This window comes from Methylocaldum szegediense (assembly GCF_949769195.1).
Classification (GTDB): Bacteria; Pseudomonadota; Gammaproteobacteria; order Methylococcales; family Methylococcaceae; genus Methylocaldum; species Methylocaldum szegediense.
In genome coordinates, this window is sequence record NZ_OX458333.1 from 4502080 (window position 1) to 4519340 (window position 17261).

General features: G+C 58.5%; 15 protein-coding genes and 1 pseudogene. 4 read left to right on the forward strand and 12 right to left on the reverse strand.

The features are described 5' to 3' along the window. Positions 1-22: 22 nt before the first annotated feature. From QEN43_RS19745 to QEN43_RS19780, 8 genes are all read right to left on the reverse strand, one after another. Positions 23-157, reverse strand: coding sequence for a hypothetical protein (locus QEN43_RS19745; protein ID WP_268870464.1), 135 nt, complete (start codon positions 155-157; stop codon positions 23-25). Between the two features lie 443 nt (positions 158-600). Further along, positions 601-945 carry a hypothetical protein gene (locus tag QEN43_RS19750; protein ID WP_026609956.1) on the reverse strand — a complete coding sequence of 115 codons (345 nt, stop codon included), beginning with the start codon at positions 943-945 and terminating at the stop codon, positions 601-603. Between the two features lie 219 nt (positions 946-1164). After that, positions 1165-1575, reverse strand: a complete 411-nt coding sequence (locus QEN43_RS19755) for a type II toxin-antitoxin system VapC family toxin (protein WP_026609957.1) — start codon at positions 1573-1575, stop codon at positions 1165-1167. Then, a complete protein-coding gene (locus QEN43_RS19760) occupies positions 1562-1720 on the reverse strand; it encodes a hypothetical protein (protein ID WP_156912694.1) in 159 nt (52 codons plus the stop codon). Before QEN43_RS19760 ends, QEN43_RS19755 begins: the two co-directional genes overlap by 14 nt. A 62-nt stretch (positions 1721-1782) precedes the next feature. After that, entirely contained in the window at positions 1783-2469 is a 687-nt protein-coding gene (locus QEN43_RS19765) for a TonB-dependent siderophore receptor (RefSeq protein ID WP_026609958.1), read from the reverse strand. A 177-nt stretch (positions 2470-2646) separates the two neighbouring features. Continuing rightward, the gene (locus QEN43_RS19770) at positions 2647-3903 is read right to left on the reverse strand and encodes a DUF3526 domain-containing protein (RefSeq protein ID WP_396662819.1); all 1257 of its coding nucleotides are present in this window, start codon (positions 3901-3903) and stop codon (positions 2647-2649) included. A 148-nt stretch (positions 3904-4051) separates the two neighbouring features. Continuing rightward, complete coding sequence (locus QEN43_RS19775) at positions 4052-5500, reverse strand: ABC transporter permease (RefSeq protein ID WP_051331560.1); 1449 nt, start codon at positions 5498-5500, stop codon at positions 4052-4054. Further along, on the reverse strand, positions 5497-6195 hold the full coding sequence (locus tag QEN43_RS19780; RefSeq protein WP_026609960.1) for an ABC transporter ATP-binding protein: 699 nt from the start codon (positions 6193-6195) through the stop codon (positions 5497-5499). Before QEN43_RS19780 ends, QEN43_RS19775 begins: the two co-directional genes overlap by 4 nt. A 613-nt stretch (positions 6196-6808) precedes the next feature. Between QEN43_RS19780 and QEN43_RS19785 the strand changes: the two are divergent. After that, positions 6809-7341: pseudogene (locus tag QEN43_RS19785) on the forward strand (REP-associated tyrosine transposase). 342 nt (positions 7342-7683) lie between these two features. Here QEN43_RS19785 and QEN43_RS19790 read toward each other — a convergent pair. The 3 genes from QEN43_RS19790 to QEN43_RS19800 all read right to left on the reverse strand — a co-directional run bounded on the left by QEN43_RS19790 (position 7684) and on the right by QEN43_RS19800 (position 12132). After that, a complete protein-coding gene (locus QEN43_RS19790; protein ID WP_317963536.1) occupies positions 7684-10275 on the reverse strand; it encodes a TonB-dependent siderophore receptor in 2592 nt (863 codons plus the stop codon). Between the two features lie 179 nt (positions 10276-10454). Continuing rightward, a complete protein-coding gene (locus tag QEN43_RS19795) occupies positions 10455-11537 on the reverse strand; it encodes a FecR family protein (protein ID WP_317963537.1) in 1083 nt (360 codons plus the stop codon). A 76-nt stretch (positions 11538-11613) separates the two neighbouring features. Further along, on the reverse strand, positions 11614-12132 hold the full coding sequence (locus QEN43_RS19800) for an RNA polymerase sigma factor (RefSeq protein ID WP_317963538.1): 519 nt from the start codon (positions 12130-12132) through the stop codon (positions 11614-11616). 459 nt (positions 12133-12591) lie between these two features. Between QEN43_RS19800 and QEN43_RS19805 the strand changes: the two genes are divergently transcribed. The 3 genes from QEN43_RS19805 to cysE all read left to right on the forward strand — a co-directional run bounded on the left by QEN43_RS19805 (position 12592) and on the right by cysE (position 16231). Then, on the forward strand, positions 12592-13284 hold the full coding sequence (locus QEN43_RS19805; protein WP_317963539.1) for a hypothetical protein: 693 nt from the start codon (positions 12592-12594) through the stop codon (positions 13282-13284). Between the two features lie 107 nt (positions 13285-13391). Beyond that, positions 13392-14507, forward strand: coding sequence for a patatin-like phospholipase family protein (locus tag QEN43_RS19810; protein WP_317963540.1), 1116 nt, complete (start codon positions 13392-13394; stop codon positions 14505-14507). A 995-nt stretch (positions 14508-15502) separates the two neighbouring features. Continuing rightward, positions 15503-16231, forward strand: a complete 729-nt coding sequence (cysE, locus tag QEN43_RS19815) for a serine O-acetyltransferase (protein WP_396662821.1) — start codon at positions 15503-15505, stop codon at positions 16229-16231. A gap of 126 nt (positions 16232-16357) precedes the next feature. Here the strand turns inward: cysE and QEN43_RS19820 are convergent, their stop codons facing one another. Beyond that, positions 16358-16924, reverse strand: coding sequence for a hypothetical protein (locus QEN43_RS19820; protein ID WP_026609967.1), 567 nt, complete (start codon positions 16922-16924; stop codon positions 16358-16360). Between the last annotated feature and the right edge of the window lie 337 nt (positions 16925-17261).

Sequence of the window (17261 nt, forward strand, 5' to 3'; positions counted from 1 at the left end):
GAAACAAAAACGCAAACCAGGCTTACGACAGCTGGACCGTGCCGGTAGCCAGTGCCAGCGCCACAACCAGTACGAGCCCGAAGATCAACGCCCGTTCCAGTTTGTCTAAGCCGAATTTCGCGAGCGCGTCGATCACTTTAAGCATGACATTCTGCATCGTGGTTCTCCCCTCTTGTTGTTAGTATTGACTTCGCCGCGCAAAATGTGCACGGGGTGAAAAGAGTATTCCTCTCCGACGTGACGATCAAATGAAATTCGGGGTTGGCGCGGGAGTGGCTTTCTGGGCGATGGGAAACGGACCAACCCACGGCACGGATGTTTGGTTGGCGGGTGGAAAGGGCCTTATTACGTCGCGCGGACGAGCGCGAAAACCCATCCGGGACACGAAAGAAGAACGGTTTTCGGGTAGAACCAGGACTGGAAATGAGCTTGGCCGATGTTGACGGCATCGAATTTCGGGATTTAAAGCGGGCGCGACTTGGGGCAGAACGCCGGACCGATTCCGGTGAGTCCCGCGAAGAGCAAGACCCGGTCTCGGTAAGCTAGACTCGCCTGCGAATCGGCACCCAGGCATGACGGGTCATGCCCGGGTATTCCGGATTATTGGCGCTCCAGTTTGGCTTTGATGGCCGCCGCTTCGGCGCTGATGCGTTCGACCGCGGCTCGGAAACGAGCCTGCTCGGCGTTCGCCGCCTCCGCGATGGCGGCATTGTCGGCATTTGCTTCCTTGACGACGCAGTCGTTATAAGCTTGGGTTTTCTGTTGCCATTCCCGCACCGCTTTGAGACTCCGGTTATAGCCTTCGACGCTACGGGAATCGATCTCCGGCGGGGCGGTTTGAGTTCCGCAATTCGAGGGGGTCCACTTACCGTCGGTCAGGGTTCCGGCCTGGGCACCGATCGCCGTCAGCGCGGTCAGTAAAACAATGGTCCGGTATGAAGGCATAGAGCACTCCCGTTTTCAGTAGATCAGACAAAAGAACACCGATGCGCGAAGCTCGTCATCGCGTTACCCATATAGACGAACCAAGCGCCAAACAACGCCGCTCCCGCGACAACTTCTTCCGGCTCGTCGAACCGAACCTGCAGCCCGCATGCAGCGCAGCGGAATGCGGGGGAGCTCATCTCGCCGATCGAGCCCGGATTTCCTTGCGTTTCGATCGGCTTACACTTTTATCCTCGACGCGGCATCACCCCGAATCTCGAATTCCGGATCGCTGCTTAGTAGAACCGCCTTCTCCCGCAACGCAAGGGCTGCTGCGAAACAATCGGCATAGGATATGGGATAGGTCGCCTTGAGTTTTACGGCCTTCCAAAACAGATCATCGTCAAAGGGAATGATCTCTATGGGCAGTAAGGCTATTTCACCATACTTGCGTTCCGCGACGGACCAGCTGAATTGCTTGGCGATGCGATACACGGCTTCGCCCAGGTTGATCTGATGCAAAAGAACCCGATGGCTGCCGGATTGGGCCTCGCTCAAAATGTCGGCGACTCGCTCTGCGCCCGGTTCATCTTGGGCCAGACGCAGTAGAGCGCAGGCATCCAGCACGTAGGTGGCCTTAGCCGGTTTCATCGCGCGAGACTTCCGGCCGATGCTCGCGGATCAGGCCATCCGCCAGTGAAGTTTCGCTCTTCAGCGATCCACGAAAGGCGGCGACCGGATCGGCCGGCAGCGGGTAAATTTCCAGATGGTCCCCGGCATCGCGTATCTCGACCACGCAGCCCGGTTTAATCCCGCTGTTTCCCAATCGCGGGAAGACACGGGAAGACAGGAATCCGCTCAGTAATCCTGGTTGAATCCCTCGACGTTGAGCGTCAATTCGGTTCTGTCGTTAATCCGCCAGGTTACGCTCGGATTGACGATCACGCGGTCCAGCGAAACGAAGTCCCAGAACGAATTATTGCTTTGGTACGCTCCGGAGAAGCGGTAAAGCAGGGAACGGTCCTGTGTGACGGGACCGCCTGCGTCCCATAGGGTGCGGTAATAATCATACGAGCCGAACTGTTGTTCCAGCGCGTAATAGGGTTCGTCCAATGGGCGCTTGGTGGTGACGTTGATCAGGCCGCCCGGCTCGATCCGGCCGAACAGCATGGCCTCCGGGCCTTTGAGGACCACGATGCTTTCCAGATTGGCAGTGTCGAGATCGGTTGACAGTCCGCCAAAGCCGTTTATTAGCCCCAACCCATTGCGATAGATACGGGAACCGGTGGGAAAGCCACGGATGATATAGGCATTTCCGAATCCCGGGCTCCGCTGCGGTCGTACGCCGCTGACATTCTCTAGCGCATCCTTGATCCTTAGCGTTTTCTGGTCGTTCATGACTACCCACGGTACGACTTGTGTCGATACCGGCGTTTCCATCACGCGCGTATCGGTCTTGGTGGCAGCGGTGGCGCGGCGGACAGGGTAGTCCTCACTGTACGGATCGCTGGGATCAGACTCCTCAGCTTCGGCGCTGATGGTCATTTTTTCGAGTGCGATCGATCGCCCACAGTATGGGCTCGACCAGCCGCTCTTCGGTTCGCATGAGGCGATTCAGGCATGCTTTGGCCGCGTTTTGCGCCGGGAAAGGTTTCCGACCTACCGAATCGGAACATGCTCTAATCCGGGCAACAATCGGAGCCGATGAGAAGACCTTCGGTTTCAGGAACCGGCCACCCGGTAGCGCCGAACCGCAATCGATGCCAGCCACCCCATGAGCAGCGCCGGAGCGGCCAGTCCGAGCAGATCCGTCCCGACCCGTCCCGCGAGATCGCCGGCGGACTCCTCCCGGTATTCGAAGCGGGGAATGTCGTCGAACGCATCGAAAGCGAAATCCCCGCGGATCAGCTTGGGATTGAAGAAATCCCGCAGTTCGGCGTGGTAGGCATCGATCTGGGCGAGGAATTGGCGGTGTCGGGCCAGGCCGGTACCGGTCAGCTCCAAAAATGCACTCTGCGTCAGCAGAGCCGGCGAGAAAAACTTGAGGCGCTCGGCGAGATCCTGCTGGTGCTGCAGCGCATCGGTGAATTCGGCGACCGCCGCCTGCATGCGCCGATCCAGTTCGAGCTGGCCTAGAACCCATTTCGATTCATCGTCCGCGCTTTCCGCGTCCGGTCGCAGCTCCGGGTGGTCGGCGAAAAAGCCCTCGGCGATTTCGTCCGTGGCTTTGCGAATGTCGTCGGCCGCATCCCGCAAGCGCACGATGTAGTCCATTCGGTTCGGCATCGGGTATGCTGCGGCGAGGAACATGTTCACGCCCGCCGGCACGAGAATCACCACCGTCAACCACGAAGCGGCGAGGACCGCGGCATTGGTGGCGGAGCGCCAGCCAAGGCTGACGACGAGCATCGCCAGCGCGAACCAGAATCCGCAATAGGCGAACACGATCCCGAACCAGCTGACGAGGCGCCAGCCGACTCCGGGTTGGCGGGGGTCGATTCCGGCGACTGCTACGGCGATGAGCAGCAGACCCGCCGTCAGGAGCAGAAGCAATCCCAGACGAAAGCCGATCTTGAACGACAGGAGCCGCCTCAGGGAAACCGGCTGGGCGGCGAGCAGGCCGAGAATGCCCGCCTCCTTCTCGGAGGCCAGCAGATCGTGGCTGAGCGCCAGAACAAACAGGGGCAGCAGATAGACGATCACGAAGGCGGGATCGAACGGCCCCAGCAGCAGCTTGCGCGGATTCACGGTTTCGTAGGCGTCGGCGAAACCGGCCTTGGCGTTGATGTTTAGCTTCACCAAATACGGGTAGAGATCGCTCTGGCCCACGGCGAGCGGCGCCAGCGGAGCCGGCGGTTTGGCCGCGTAGCGTACCAGGTGCGCCCAGGTGAAGCCGCGTACGTCGATCGGGCTGTTCCAGTACGAAACCTGCTCCTCGCCTTTGCGGACGCGCTCGGCCTGGCGTTTCGACGCGACGATGGCTTCGTTTTCCTCGGCGCGGGCGGAGGCGATGGCCCGTTCCTGGAAACGGGCCCAGGACATGCCGTTGTAAAGGCCGTAGGCGATCAGTCCGGCCAATACCGCCGCCAGGCCGAAAACCAGGCGGTCCGCCGCCAGAAGTTTCAGTTCATGCTTCCACTGGACGATCCACATCGGACTCTTCCTTTTTCCATATGAAATCGGTTATCGAAGGCACGAGCCGGCGAACGACGCGGGCTCCCCAGACCACGCAGGCGACCGACCAGGCCAGCAGCAAGAACGCGGCGGTTCGATAACGGCCGGCCAGATCGCGGAACGGAGGCGATTCGTAGCGAAATTCCGGAATCCGCCCCCAGAGCTCCGGGCCGGCCTTGTATTCGCCCCAATCCTTTTCGAGATGCCGGCTCAAATCCTCGTTGAGGATCCACTGCATGCGGCGCCGGTGGTCTTCGGCGGCGCGCAGAAAATGGCGGTGATGCTCGAAGTCGGTGCCGGCCAGAGCCATGGACAGGGTTTGCAAGGCGAGCAGAGGAGAAATCAGGGCGCCCCATTGATAGATTTCGTCCTGCCGCCGAATCTGATCGAAGATCCGGCCGAAATGGCGGTCGAATACCTCGTTGCTTGCTTCTTCGTTCCTCTGGATCAGGACTCCGCGCCAGTTCACCGGCAAATTCTCGACCTTGTCGACCCCGTAGTGCCGCATCAACTCGGCCTTTATCTTTTGTTCGCTCAGATGTCCGGCTTTTAGGTCCGCCTTGAGCGCTGCCCTCCATTCGTTCGCGGCGGGCAGCGGGTAAAGCGACTCGGCGATACTCGCTACGGCTCGGGGCGCCAGAATGCACGAGAAGGCCCACAGGCTTAGAAGGATGGCGAGGGATGTCCGCGCCGATTCGGCTCGGGCCGAGACCGCCAGAGTGAGGCCGGCGAATATGGCGAGATACAGAAAATAAGCCGCCGCGTACGGCAGCGCACGGCTCCAAAGGAGGGGTAGGTCGTCTCCTGCGAAGACCGACGCGATTCCGGCCGGCATCAAAACGAACAACGCCACGCCCAGCAACAGAGCGGACTTGCCCAGAATCCAGCCGCGCAAGTCGGCGCCCTGGCTCAATACCTGGCGCAGCGTTCCTTGTTCGCGCTCTCCGGCGACAGCGTTGAATCCGAGCAGGATGATCAGCAGCGGTCCGAAAAGCTGTAGGGCCATGGCCGCCGTCAGCGGCGCGAAACGCTGCGCGGCGGTAGCGTCCTGGGCCGGGCGGTAGACCGATTCGTTCTGACGATGGGCTTCCAGCCACACGCTCTGTCCGACGAAATTGACGATGCCGGGGTCCAGTGTCGACAACGCGTTCTGCGGGCGGAATACATAGACTCCGTAATGGGCGGCGTTGTGCGGGTTGTTTTCGCCCTGGTCCAGCCAGCGCGCGCGTTCCGCCTGCGCCGCCGCGAGCCGCTGCCGCTCCAGGTCCCGGCCGTGCTGCCAGCCGGCCGCGCCGGCGGCGGCGACCAGGGAGAACACGATCAGCACGCAGGCCAGGAGGCGCCCGTCGCGCCGGACTTCCTTGAACTCCTTAACCAGGGTCGCACGGAATGCGGTGTTCATTGCACGTGCTCCAGGTAAAGGCTTTCGAGATCGGCATGGCTGAGTTCGCCGGAAGCCTGGACGGTCAGCAGTCGACCCTGTTTCATGATGCCCACCCGCGACGCCACGTCCTTGGCGCGGTAGAGATCGTGCGTGGTCATGAGAACGGCAACGCCGCGCTCGGCCAGTTTGCGCAGCGATTGCGAAAATTCGTGCGAGGCGGCGGGATCAAGGCCCGAGGTGGGTTCGTCCAGAAGCAGCGCCCGCGCGTCCTTGGCCAGTGCTGCGGCGATCCCGACCTTCTGGCGCATGCCCTTGGAATAAGCGCCGACCGGCAGGTTTGCGGCGGCCTTGGTCAGTCCGGCTTCGATCAGAAAATACAGGAGTTCGCTGCGAGAGTAGGCGTGTCCGGCGAGAGCGCTGAAATAAGCCAGGTTCTCGAGGCCGGACAGATTCCGGTAAAGATTGACCTGTTCCGGAATATAGGCGAGATACCGCTTGGTTTCGAGAGGATGTCGACTTACCTCGAGACCGTTGATTTCGGTTTTTCCGCCGTCCGGAGCGAGAAAACCGAGAAAAAGATTGATGGTGGTGGTCTTGCCGGCGCCGTTGGGGCCGAGAAGACAGAAAATTTCTCCGCGGCCGACGTGCAGGTCCAGGGCATGCAGCGCCGTCACGCCGTCGTACCGCTTGCTCAGTTGAGTGGCTTTGATCATTGGAAGACTCCCTTTCTTTCCGGTGGAGGAGCCGATTCGCGGCTCGAATACGGCAAAACATCGATGTCGTGGGCGAGGGGGCGGCACCGCCAAGTCAAGTCCAGTCTCGTCATTTCGGCGGAAAACGCCTTAATCCGGAAGCCATGGTTGGCGTTGGCTAGAATCACCTCAATGTGCGTAGGATGTCGGCAGTTCCAACAGCGATCCGTCGCTTTAGACGCAGATCCCCCGCCTGCCGACATGACGATTTGACTCGGAGAACGGACGAGGCCGTATCCCATGGCCTATGTCCGGTTTCGACACGGTCGCCTCCCCCTCTACCGAATAAGACGTATGAGGAACGAAAATCCCCCGTTGTCCGATGAAAAATTTTTCGATCGGTGACTAAGGCAGTGATTAAAAAGTGAAATTTTCTCTCGTTCCGGTCTGCCGAGTTCCTTTTCCCCGCATTCCGCTGCGCTTCATGCGGGTTACGAGCCCGTAGCCCGGATGGAGCGAACGCGGAATCCGGGATAACCGGGACCACGAACGTCCCGTATTTCGCTACGCTTCATACGGGCTACAGCTACTACAGCTACGGTTTGTCTTTCACTGGCATCAACGAGGTGACCCGATGGTTTTGTATCGGCGGAATCGCGTGGCGGGTGGGACGTATTTCTTTACGCTCACACTGAAACATCGACACCAGTCTCTCTTGGTAGACCACATCGAAGCCTTGCGCGATGCCGTTCGGGACGCCCGGAGCCGGAAACCATTTCGGATCGATGCCGGGTGGTGCTGCCCGAGCATCTGCACGCGATCTTGACCTTGCCGAGCGGCGATCACGATTATTCGGGACGTTGGCGGCTCATCAAGCGCACTTTTTCCCGCCGCCTCACCCAATTAGGCGTACCCGTCGAGAAAAACCGCCGCGGCGAGTACGATCTCTGTGCACGCCGGTTTTGGGAACATACGATCCGTGACGAATCCGACTTCGCCCATCATCTCGATTACATCCATTACAACCCCGTCAAACACGGATGGGTCAAACGGCCGCTGGAATGGCCATATTCCACATTTCACCGTTATGTCGCCGCGGGTCTTTATCCCGCCGACTGGGGAAGCCAGCCGCTTCTCTCGAAAGGTGAATACGGCGAATGGGAGTAGGCAGGATCGGGTTCCCACGACAAGCTCCCGTAGCCCGGATGAAGCGAATGCGGAATCCGGGGACGATCGAAGCCTTCTATTCCCCGCATTCCGCTGCGCTTCATGCGGGCTACTGCACTTCTTTCGAAAGGCGAATACGGGGAATGGGAGTAAGTGGGACCGGTTCCCCGTGACAAGTCCCCGTAGCCCGGATGGAGCGAATGCGGAATCCGGGAGCGCGGCGGTCCGGATCTTCCCGCATTCCGCTGCGCTGCATGCGGGCTACGAGCTACGAACCCACCGTCCGATAGGAAACCCTTCGGCGTTACCTGAACTTCACTACGGTGTTTTTAGGATCCCGCCTCAGTACTCCAGGCGCACCAAACCCATGAAGGTCAACGGTTCGCCCGGGAAATTTTTGTAGGCGGTCGCGCCGAACAGCTGCGTGTCACCATTGAAGAAATGACGTTTGTCGAGAATGTTGTTCACATTGAACTGTGTGGTGAGCCTGGTCGCGCCGATATTGAAGGTATAAGCGGCGTAGGCGTCCCATCGCACATATCCCGGCAGGGTCACAGTATTGCCGGTATCGGCCTGGCGAGCGGAAGCCAAATATACGCCCGTGCCCAAACTGAGTCCCTGCAGTTCGCTCTGCTGAAAAGTGTATTTTCCCCAAAAGCTCGCTGCATGCTCCGGCACGTTGGGGAGGCGATTGCCTTCGTTGCCGTCGTTGTTTTTGGTAATGCGGGCATCGGTGTAGGCGTAGGTCGCTATCAGGCTCAGGCCATCGTAAACCTCGCCCGCGATGTCCAGTTCGATGCCCTGGCTCCGGGCCTTCCCGATGGTGGAGAGAATGGGTACGTCTACGGCCTTTCGGGTCAGAATGTTTTCCTTCGTCAAATGGTAATAAGCGAAGTTCGACACCAGCTTTCCACCGAACCACTCGGTCTTGATCCCGGCCTCGAAATTCGTCGCGGTTTCGGGATCCAGCGGCTTGTTGTTTTCCGAGCGGCCGTTGTTGACGCCGAAAGACTCAACGAAGTTTCCGTAAATCGACAGCCAGGACCAGGGTTGATATACGATCCCGACGCGGGGACTGAAGAATTCAGTGTTCACGATATTGATGTCACTGTCCTGGATCGGCTGGCTGGAAAAGGCATTTTTGACCCTGGTCCAGTCATGACGTCCGCCACCGAGAATATGGAGTTTTTCCCACAAGGTGATCTGATCCTGGAAATAAAGGCCGTACCAGGATTCTTCCAAGAACCCAAAATCGTTAGGCGCTGTTTTTCGTAAGTTTTCGGCGGCGGCGAGGTCTATGGGCGGCTTAAGGGTAGAGCGGTCGAACACGTTGACGAAGGTGAAGAACCGCTCTCTTTGTTCGTCCGTCCCCGCAAAGGCGGCAAATCCTTTCGAGCTGGTTTCCTTGTCGTAATAGTCCCCTCCCAGCAAGACTTTATGGCGGATGCCCCAGGTTTCGAACTCTCCGGTGAGATTCAAATAAACCGTATGCATGTCGCGGCTGAAATCCTCGAAATAGAGTCCCCGGCGCAGAAATGGATCTTCGAGAGAAAAACGTGTCTGGAATTCGGCAGTCGGCAGTTCGCGGAACTCATAGTCCACCAACTGCGCGACCACGCCGTTCTGGATTTTCCAGTGCTCGCCGAATCTGTGCGACCAATTGAAATCGACGAGTTTGCTTTCGATATGATCCTGCCGCATCGGCTGGTTTAGGTTCCGGCTGATCGGCACGTCGATCACACGCCCGTTGAGAGCGGGCAAACCGGAATCATAGGGTACGTTTTCCGAGCGATATTCGAAGCTCAGATTGAACTCGGTGTCCTCGGCCGGTCGCCAGCTCAGGCTAGGAGCGAGAAAAATGCGATCGCGGTTGACGGCATCTCGGAAGGAGCCCGCGTCGAGATATGACAAATTGAACCGGTAGGCCAGCTCTCCGTTGTCCGTGAGCGGTCCCGTGGCATCGACGGTAGTCCGGTACAGATCATAGGAGCCGAATTGTTGCTGGATCGAGTAATAAGGGGTCGCCAGCGGGCGCTTGGTTACGACGCTGATCATGCCACCCGGATCGATACGGCCATAGAGCATGGCGGAAGGTCCCTTAAGCACCTCGACACGCTCCACATTCGCCAAATCAATGGCATGTTCGGGCAGACGGACGCCGTTGCGGAAGTGTTGGAGGGTGGGGAAGCCTCTGAGGATGAATGAATCGTAAAAGTTTCCGCCACCCCAGAGCTGTTGCACGCCGCTGACGTTTTTTACAACGTTCTCCAGACCTATCGCTTGCTGATCCTTCAAGACTTGCTGCGGCACCACCTGAATCGATGCCGGGGTCTCCATGATCGGCGTGTCGGTCTTGGTGGCTGTAGTAGCATTGGGAACCGCATAGTCTTCGTTGTACGGATCGTCTTGATCGTATTCCGCTGTTGCACTCACGGTCATCTTGTCGAGGGCGATGGTATCCCCTGAGCTGCTGCCCGACGAGATGGGCACCGCCTCGCGCTCCAGCGTAATCGTATTCGAACGGCTGAAGCGGTAGCCGAGACCGGAGCCTTCCAAAATTCGCTTCAGCGCTTCCTCAATGGTGAATTGCCCGTTTACGCCGGGCGAGGTGAGTCGCTTGACCATTTCGGCGGTGTATACGAACTGAATGCCGCCCTGTTCGGCCAGGGCGGCGAGCGCCGAATACAGCGGTTGCTTGCCGATGTCGAAGCGGTGCAGCCCCGCCTTCGCCTGGGTTGCCGTGATGGACTCCTGAGCCTGAACCGTAGCCGGGAGGCTCAGGGCCAGCAATGCCGAGGCCATGGCGATGCGAGCCTTGTGTGTCGCGCTCTGCGCGGTCTTGTCCAGCATGAAGAGGGGATCGAGCGAGGTTCCGTCTTGTGGGTTTGATTCCCGGGTGCCGGTCGCCGGAGTGGATGTGTTGTTTTTTTTCATCGGTCGTTCTCGTTTTTCGGATGCGTGCATTCACAAGAACGCCTGGAATCATGGCGATCCTCAAAGAAGATCTGCGGCAGATTGTCGCAGGGGCTCGCCGTTTTCCGTTTCGGATGGTCCGGGAGGGCAGAGGTAGGCCGGGAATCTTTTCGCGGCGCAAAGAGCCGCTTTGATCGGAATCAGGATTCCAGTAGGACGATGGGGCCTACGCGGCGGATGCGGACGGGTAGCGTCTCACCCAGGGCGTCCAGCCAGGCATCGATATTCCGGATGTCGATGGAGACGTTGATTTCGCGCCGAGCGAGGCCGTCGTTGAACAGAATGACCTGTCCCCGGCGGTAGCGGTTGATTTCCGCTATCACGTCTTTCAGCGCCACGAAATGCATGATCAGACGTCCGCGGCGCCAGGCATCGGCGGATGCCGGGTCGACGGACTGAATCTCGCCCAAGGTCTGTTCATCGAATACCAATCGCTCGCCGGGTTTGAGATCGACGGCGGCGATAGCTTCGCCGCGCGGCGAAACGTGGTCGGTGCGGACTTTCCCGTCCAGCAGCGTGACCGTTCCTACCGAGCCGTCGTAACGAACGACGAAGCGGGTGCCCAGAGCTTCCATGACGGTGTTGCCGGCCTTCACCCGAAAAGGGCGAAGACCGTCATGCGCGACTTCGAATTCGGCTTCCCCCCGAAGCAGGGCGACGGACCTTTCCTCAAGGTCGAGACGGACGTTCAGGGCGGTATCGGTGTTGAGATAGACGGTGCTGCCATCGGCCAAATGGACGGCGGTTTGTTCGCCGATGCGGGTGCGGTAATCGGCCAGCGGATACTGAAGATAATCCGGAAAAAAAGCGATTCCCACCGCGAGTAACAACGAGGCCGCAGCAGCGAGCCCAAAGCGCCGACGGAGCGAGCTTGCCCGACGAGGGGCGCCCGTAGCACGATCGCGCGCCGTTTTCCCGGGTGCCGGGCCGATTGCGGGTACGGCAGCTACCTCGTCGTGGTCGGCCGCCGAGGGTTCGGCGGCTTTTTTCGCCGCGTGGCGGCGTGCGCGGTCGGCGATGAGCGGCGCCTCGAGCATGCGCCAGAGCTCCTCGATTTTGCGGTAAGCGCTGTCATGGGCCGGACTCTGAGCACGCCATTGCTCGAACCGGTCGCGTTCGCCGACATTCATGTTTCCCGACATTCGGCGGGCGTACCAGGCGACGGCCTCTTGCTCCAGGCGGTCGCGCGCTTTTGCGTCGGATTCATTCATCGGCGTGTTCATACGATTTTCCGGCGGGCTCTATAACGATAACGAACGGACCGGCATTCGACCACACGGGCGCGGACGGAGCGAGGCGTCAACTGTGGTCTTCTTTGTCCGTTGCGCGCCGGCAGTGGTTGAGTGCGCGCGCGACTTCCTTTTCCACCAGACTGGTGGAGATACCGAGGCGCGCGGCGATTTCAGTGTGGGTTAAACCTTCGATCCGGCTCAGATACAGGATTTCGGCGCAACGGTCGGGAAGCTCGGAGAGCGCCGTTTGGAGTGCCCGGAGTTGTTCGAAAGCCGAGGCGGCTTGCTCCGGGGTTGCCGCTTCGTCGATATCGCTTTTCCCACTGTAGTGTTCTTCGAGTAAGCCGGCGTGACGTTGTTCCGCGCGCAGGTAATCGAGCGACAGGTTGGCGGCGACGCGAAACAGCCAGTTACGGACTTCTTGGCCGGTGCAGGGTGCCGGTTGAAGCTTGGGAAGGCGGAAATAAAGGTCCTGAACCAGGTCGGCCGCGGTGTCGGGACATTGCAGTCGCCTGCTGAAAAACGCATGGAGCCGAGTTCGGGTGTGCAGGTAGATGCGCTGGATTTCGTCGTCCGTTAGCGGCATGGCGGAAAGCGTGCGGAGAAGGCGGGATAATCAAAAACGAGACTGAATCGAACCAGGACGTTGGTACGAAGCGATGGTCGTGCCAATCGCGGTTTGTAAGCGCATCGCGCTACTTAGGTCGATGTGACGCGATGTTGACTGCGGCAGATCGCTCAGAATCGAGTCATATGACACAGCCGGGCTTTCCGCCGAGGAAGCGATCCCGGAACGGCGCTTGCGCATGATCAAGCGTGTGCCGGGAGGGAGGATCCGCTTTCCCCGTAATTCTCTGTATTGATCGCGTAACGTCTCGAGTGCATTCTTTCGCATGATGTGACCGGCGAAATGTATCGAAAGCGCGTATGCCGCGTTTCGCGAGCAATCCGGTCTTGCCGAATTCGCCGGTCGAAAAGATATCGAATGCCGAACCGGCATCTGAATGGATATGAAGGATCATGGAGTCTTCGTAAGGGAGAATGCATGGCACAGGACGACAGCCCGAGATCCGACAAGGCGTCCGCATCCCCGGAGGAGACCAATGGACCAGGCCGGGCGCCGATGTCGTCCGAATATTGGCTGGATATCGCCAGCGCCATTCTGCTGTCGGTAGCGGCTCTGGCTTCATCGTGGGCCGGATATCAGTCCAAACGCTGGAGCGGCGTGCAATCGTCCAGCTACAACGAGTCCGCTACGCTGTGGGTTCAGTCGTTCCGCTCCGCAACCTTTGCCTATCTTTATCGTTCCGTCGATCTGCAGCTTTTCATCGAGTGGCTCAATGCCTACGAGGACGGCGACAAAGAACGGGCGATATTTTTCGAGCAGCGGTTTCGGTCCGAATTCAGGCCGGCCTTCGAAGCCTGGCTGGCTACCCGGCCATGGGAAAATCCGGCAGCACCGAGTTCGCCCTTCGTCCTGCCGGAGTACCGGTCGGAACTTTCGGATCAGGCCAGCGAACTGGAGCAGGAAGCGGAAGCAGCCTCCAATCGCGCCCGGGCCGCCAACGAGCAAGGCGACGAATACGTGTTGACGACCGTTATCTTCTCCGCCGCCCTGTTCTTCACGGGCATCGCCGCGCATTTCAGCAAGTTCCGTGTCCGTGTCGCTTTGTTGAGCATCGCCGGATTGATGGTTCTAGTGGGACTGGTCCAGTTGGCGACCTATCCAGTCAGATAACACGAGGCAGCGACACAGCCGATTCCCTGCAAAACGGAGAGCACGACGTAAGGAGTCGATCGTCTCGCTCACTAACGGCTCGACGCTATGTCGGAGGAGTTTTCGCGATGAAACCCAAAGTCGCTATTGCCTGCCAGGGAGGCGGCAGCCAAACGGCGTTTACCGCCGGCGTCTTCAAAGCCCTTGCGGAAAACAATGTACGAGATCATTTCGATATCGTCAGCATCAGCGGAACGTCGGGCGGCGCCATCTGCGGCTTCCTGCTGTGGTACGCCATGAAACGCGACGAAAAACCCCTTTGCCAACGCGTACTGGATTTCTGGGACGACAATATCGCCAAAACCCCCCGGGAGCGGCTTTTCAACGACGCCGTGATTCATTCTCTTTATTTAGCCGGAAAAGGGCTGATCCCCCAATATCATCTGAGCCCCTCATCTCCGCTGGTACGAGGTTCCCTTAAGGCCGCCACGTTCGGTATCCGAAGCGAATTCTCGGATCTTAAGGCCTTGCTGGAAGCCCATGTCGACGCTCACGAACTCGCCGCCTTAGGTCGGCAGCCGGAACCGCCGATCCTGATCATAGGCGCCTGCAATGTGTTAACCGGAAGACTCCACAAGTTCAGCTCGTACCTCGAGCCGATCAAGATCGACCATCTTCTGGCATCGGCCTGCGTCCCCAGCATCTTCCCGGCCGTACAGATCGACGGAATGGCTTATTGGGACGGGCTGTTCTCCGATAATCCGCCGATCGCCACATTGATCGATCCCCGGTTCGTCGGGTCTAGGAATATCCCCAACGAGATCTGGGTGATCAAGATCAATCCGACTGCAGCAGACGAAATCCCGGTCGCTCCGGACGACATCCTCGACCGGCACAACGAGCTGACCGGCAACATCTCCTTGTTCCACAGTCTGCGCCAGATCGAGCGGATCAACGACTTCATTATCGAAGGCGCGTTCAAGGACGAGTTTCTGGCGAAGTTCGATATCAAGGAGCCGATCAAGATCCCGCGCTCCTTCCCCGATGATCCGGAAGCGCCGTATCACATCCCCAGAATCGAGATGTCGGTCGAATTGGCAAAAAGCCTTACCTACGAAAGCAAGCTCGACCGCTCTCCCGAACATATCGCACGCCTCATCCGGGATGGTGAAGAGCAAGGTGCATGGTTTCTGGCATCGAGGTTAAAACAAGCCGATGCGAGACCTCAGGGACGCTCTGAATAAGTGCTTCCCTCGGGAACGAATTAAGTCCGCGAATGATGCCTGCCCTAAACCTGTCGAACGGCCTGTCCTAAGCTTGGCCGAAGGACGGTTCGCTTCGCTCACCACGTCCTACGATCGATAGCTTGTCGGATCGGTGAAGGATCAACCGCGCCGATAACGATTTGGTTTATCGAATTAGGGCTGGATGTGGAATATTGAACGTAGATCGAAACCGACAAAAGGCAATGGTAGGCGATACGTATGAATACGCATTTCCACATCACCAGTGTCCGAACAAAATATCCCCGCCAACCAGGTTCACGGATGAACCGCCCCCGTCACAGGGGGCTTTTTATTTCCCAATAAAAAACCCGGCCGAAGCCGGGTCAGCTCAAGATTCGCTTGAGGTGGAGGATAAGATATGCCGTGAGTATTCAAGCAATCTTGGTGCCAGCTCTTAAGCTTGGGCTATGTGCCTGAATGATCGTCAAGTCCTCAACGTTCCACTACGCGTTAGAAGAAACGGCTCTGATAGCCTTGCGCCAATCCAGTGCCGCTCCGTCCAAAATGGTTCGGCGCGAACTCTGAAGCCTACCGTGACTGCACCATAAGAGGTAGACCTGTGCCCTATTCGCTAGCACTCATGGCGTCCCAGGGCGACCCGAGGAGTGAAAGCGGATCCCTCAGCCCGATGTGTAGGAAGTCTTACAAAAGAATGCCGATTGTCGTGTTCGCCACGAGTCACTTCGATCGGCATAAGCTTATTAGTCTTTGATCTGAAAGAGCTTTTATCGTGTCTTGCCATGGCACGGCACATGCTTTTGGAGAAGAAAGCATGCGCCGAGCGGCAGGGTCTCCAAGCCTTCAAGCCATTATCGGCATTTTTCACGAATCGGTTTCCAGTCGTTGAACGCCGCAGGGGCGAGACCAGAGGTAGCGGGACCATGAAAGACCAAGTACCCCATGTGACTTCAGGCCGCAACGCCGACTCTCCCCAGAAATCGGGAGGCGGAAAGATGACACGCCGGTTGCCGAGTTTGTTCGCGGAATGGCGGGAGGACGTGAACTGCGTTTTCGACCGCGATCCCGCGGCACGCACCCGCTTCGAAGTGCTGACGACTTACCCCGGTCTGCATGCCATTCTCATACATCGCATCAGTCATCGCCTGTGGCGGCGCGGTTTTTTCTATGCCGCGCGTTTTCTGGCCTTTCTAGTGCGGCTTTGGACCAATATCGACATTCATCCCGGAGCGACCATAGGTCGCCGCTTTTTCATAGATCACGGCGCGGGAGTCGTCATCGGCGAGACGGCCGAGATCGGCGATGATGTCACGCTTTACCACGGCGTCACGTTGGGAGGAACGAGCTGGAACAAGGGCAAGCGCCATCCGACTCTAGGCGATGGTGTTCTGGTCGGTGCCGGCGCCAAAATACTCGGGCCCATAACTCTGGGCGACAATGTGCGGGTCGGGGCCAATTCGGTCGTGGTCAAAGACGTGCCGGCGAATCGTACCGTGGTCGGGATTCCCGGCCGGATCGTGCAGTCGAGGGATCGCGCCACTGTGAATCCGAAACGGCCCGATCTCGACCACAACAATATCCCGGATGTCGTAAATCAGACCATATCCGAGATGATGACCCGCATCGAGTCGCTGGAGAAGCTCGTTGCCGCGATGAGACGACCTGAAAACGATAGCCGATATATTGTTCGGACCGTCGGGAACATGCGCGGCCAGCGGATTTGAGCCGGCCCGCTCGGCGCGATTTCGTATCCGTATGGAAGACGTGTGTCGTTCTCGGACGGAACGAAGTGAGATTCGAGAGCGCAGCGACCTTCGGCTTTCCTGCCTTCCGCTGCGCTGTGTGAAGGCTTACTCGCGCGTCTTTTTTCTAATTGGCGCGGGTATATTGGCCAAGATGGCGTGAAATAAGGTCGGATCGTAACCGACGGCGAACCCCAGCAAGGATAAGAGTCCCGCGATTCTTAGATACTGGGCGGGGTTCGTATCGCTCAGAGCGTCCGTTCCACCGGGAATTCCGATTGCCAAGCCGGCGATGTACAGCAGATAGACCAAGAAGCTCCGGCACATGCTGGCGAGGGGAGACTCGACCCGATAGGCTATGCTGATCGAAACCGACTGGCCATCGGGTAGAGTAGATTCGCTTTGGGTCTCCGAAATCGGTTCGAACTTCCTGAACGTCAACCGGCTTGACACACCGCCAATCACACCGGCAAGACAGGTCAAAAGGGCAACATTGGTATAGGTGTAAAGAGAAACGGCAGCGGCAAGATCGGTCCAACTGAATGAGGTCGCGAGCTTGCTACGGTAAGGACCGGACGAAATCAGCAGTCCTGAGCCAAACAGTGTGATCCAAGCGGCAAGACTGAAAAATCCCGCGACATAATCGATCCATTTTCGATACGAAATCGTTCTCATCTCAGAGTCTCCTAGGCATAGCGCCCTGATTTCAACCTTATAAACCGCAGTTGAATGTCCGAAATGGCGGCATGCCCCATCAGCGGTTGCCTTCCCTCACCCCAACCTCTCTCGCAATGGGCAAAGGGCTAAACTCCCTTCTCTGTCTGGGATAAGCGCTGGCGATGAAGGTCTAGCGCTTTTCAGCTCGTATCCAACTGCCGGATCTAGGTTCAAAGATCGGAGCACCGATCGCCTCGGGTTTCGCTGCTTCATCCGGGCTACGCCGGTTTTCCCCTAGTATTCGATCTCTGTCTCCTCGGCCAGATCCGGCTCTTGCGTGACGAAGCGTTCCCGG

Coding starts and splice junctions, on each gene's coding strand:
- QEN43_RS19800 (WP_317963538.1), bottom strand. CDS start 12,132: ATGCCGCTAACGGACGACGAAATCCAGCGCATCTACCTGCACACCCGA.
- QEN43_RS19805 (WP_317963539.1), top strand. CDS start 12,592: ATGGCACAGGACGACAGCCCGAGATCCGACAAGGCGTCCGCATCCCCG.
- QEN43_RS19810 (WP_317963540.1), top strand. CDS start 13,392: ATGAAACCCAAAGTCGCTATTGCCTGCCAGGGAGGCGGCAGCCAAACG.
- QEN43_RS19745 (WP_268870464.1), bottom strand. CDS start 157: ATGCAGAATGTCATGCTTAAAGTGATCGACGCGCTCGCGAAATTCGGC.
- QEN43_RS19820 (WP_026609967.1), bottom strand. CDS start 16,924: ATGAGAACGATTTCGTATCGAAAATGGATCGATTATGTCGCGGGATTT.
- QEN43_RS19790 (WP_317963536.1), bottom strand. CDS start 10,275: ATGAAAAAAAACAACACATCCACTCCGGCGACCGGCACCCGGGAATCA.
- QEN43_RS19780 (WP_026609960.1), bottom strand. CDS start 6,195: ATGATCAAAGCCACTCAACTGAGCAAGCGGTACGACGGCGTGACGGCG.
- QEN43_RS19765 (WP_026609958.1), bottom strand. CDS start 2,469: ATGACCATCAGCGCCGAAGCTGAGGAGTCTGATCCCAGCGATCCGTAC.
- QEN43_RS19750 (WP_026609956.1), bottom strand. CDS start 945: ATGCCTTCATACCGGACCATTGTTTTACTGACCGCGCTGACGGCGATC.
- QEN43_RS19755 (WP_026609957.1), bottom strand. CDS start 1,575: ATGAAACCGGCTAAGGCCACCTACGTGCTGGATGCCTGCGCTCTACTG.
- QEN43_RS19775 (WP_051331560.1), bottom strand. CDS start 5,500: ATGAACACCGCATTCCGTGCGACCCTGGTTAAGGAGTTCAAGGAAGTC.
- QEN43_RS19795 (WP_317963537.1), bottom strand. CDS start 11,537: ATGAACACGCCGATGAATGAATCCGACGCAAAAGCGCGCGACCGCCTG.
- cysE (WP_396662821.1), top strand. CDS start 15,503: ATGACACGCCGGTTGCCGAGTTTGTTCGCGGAATGGCGGGAGGACGTG.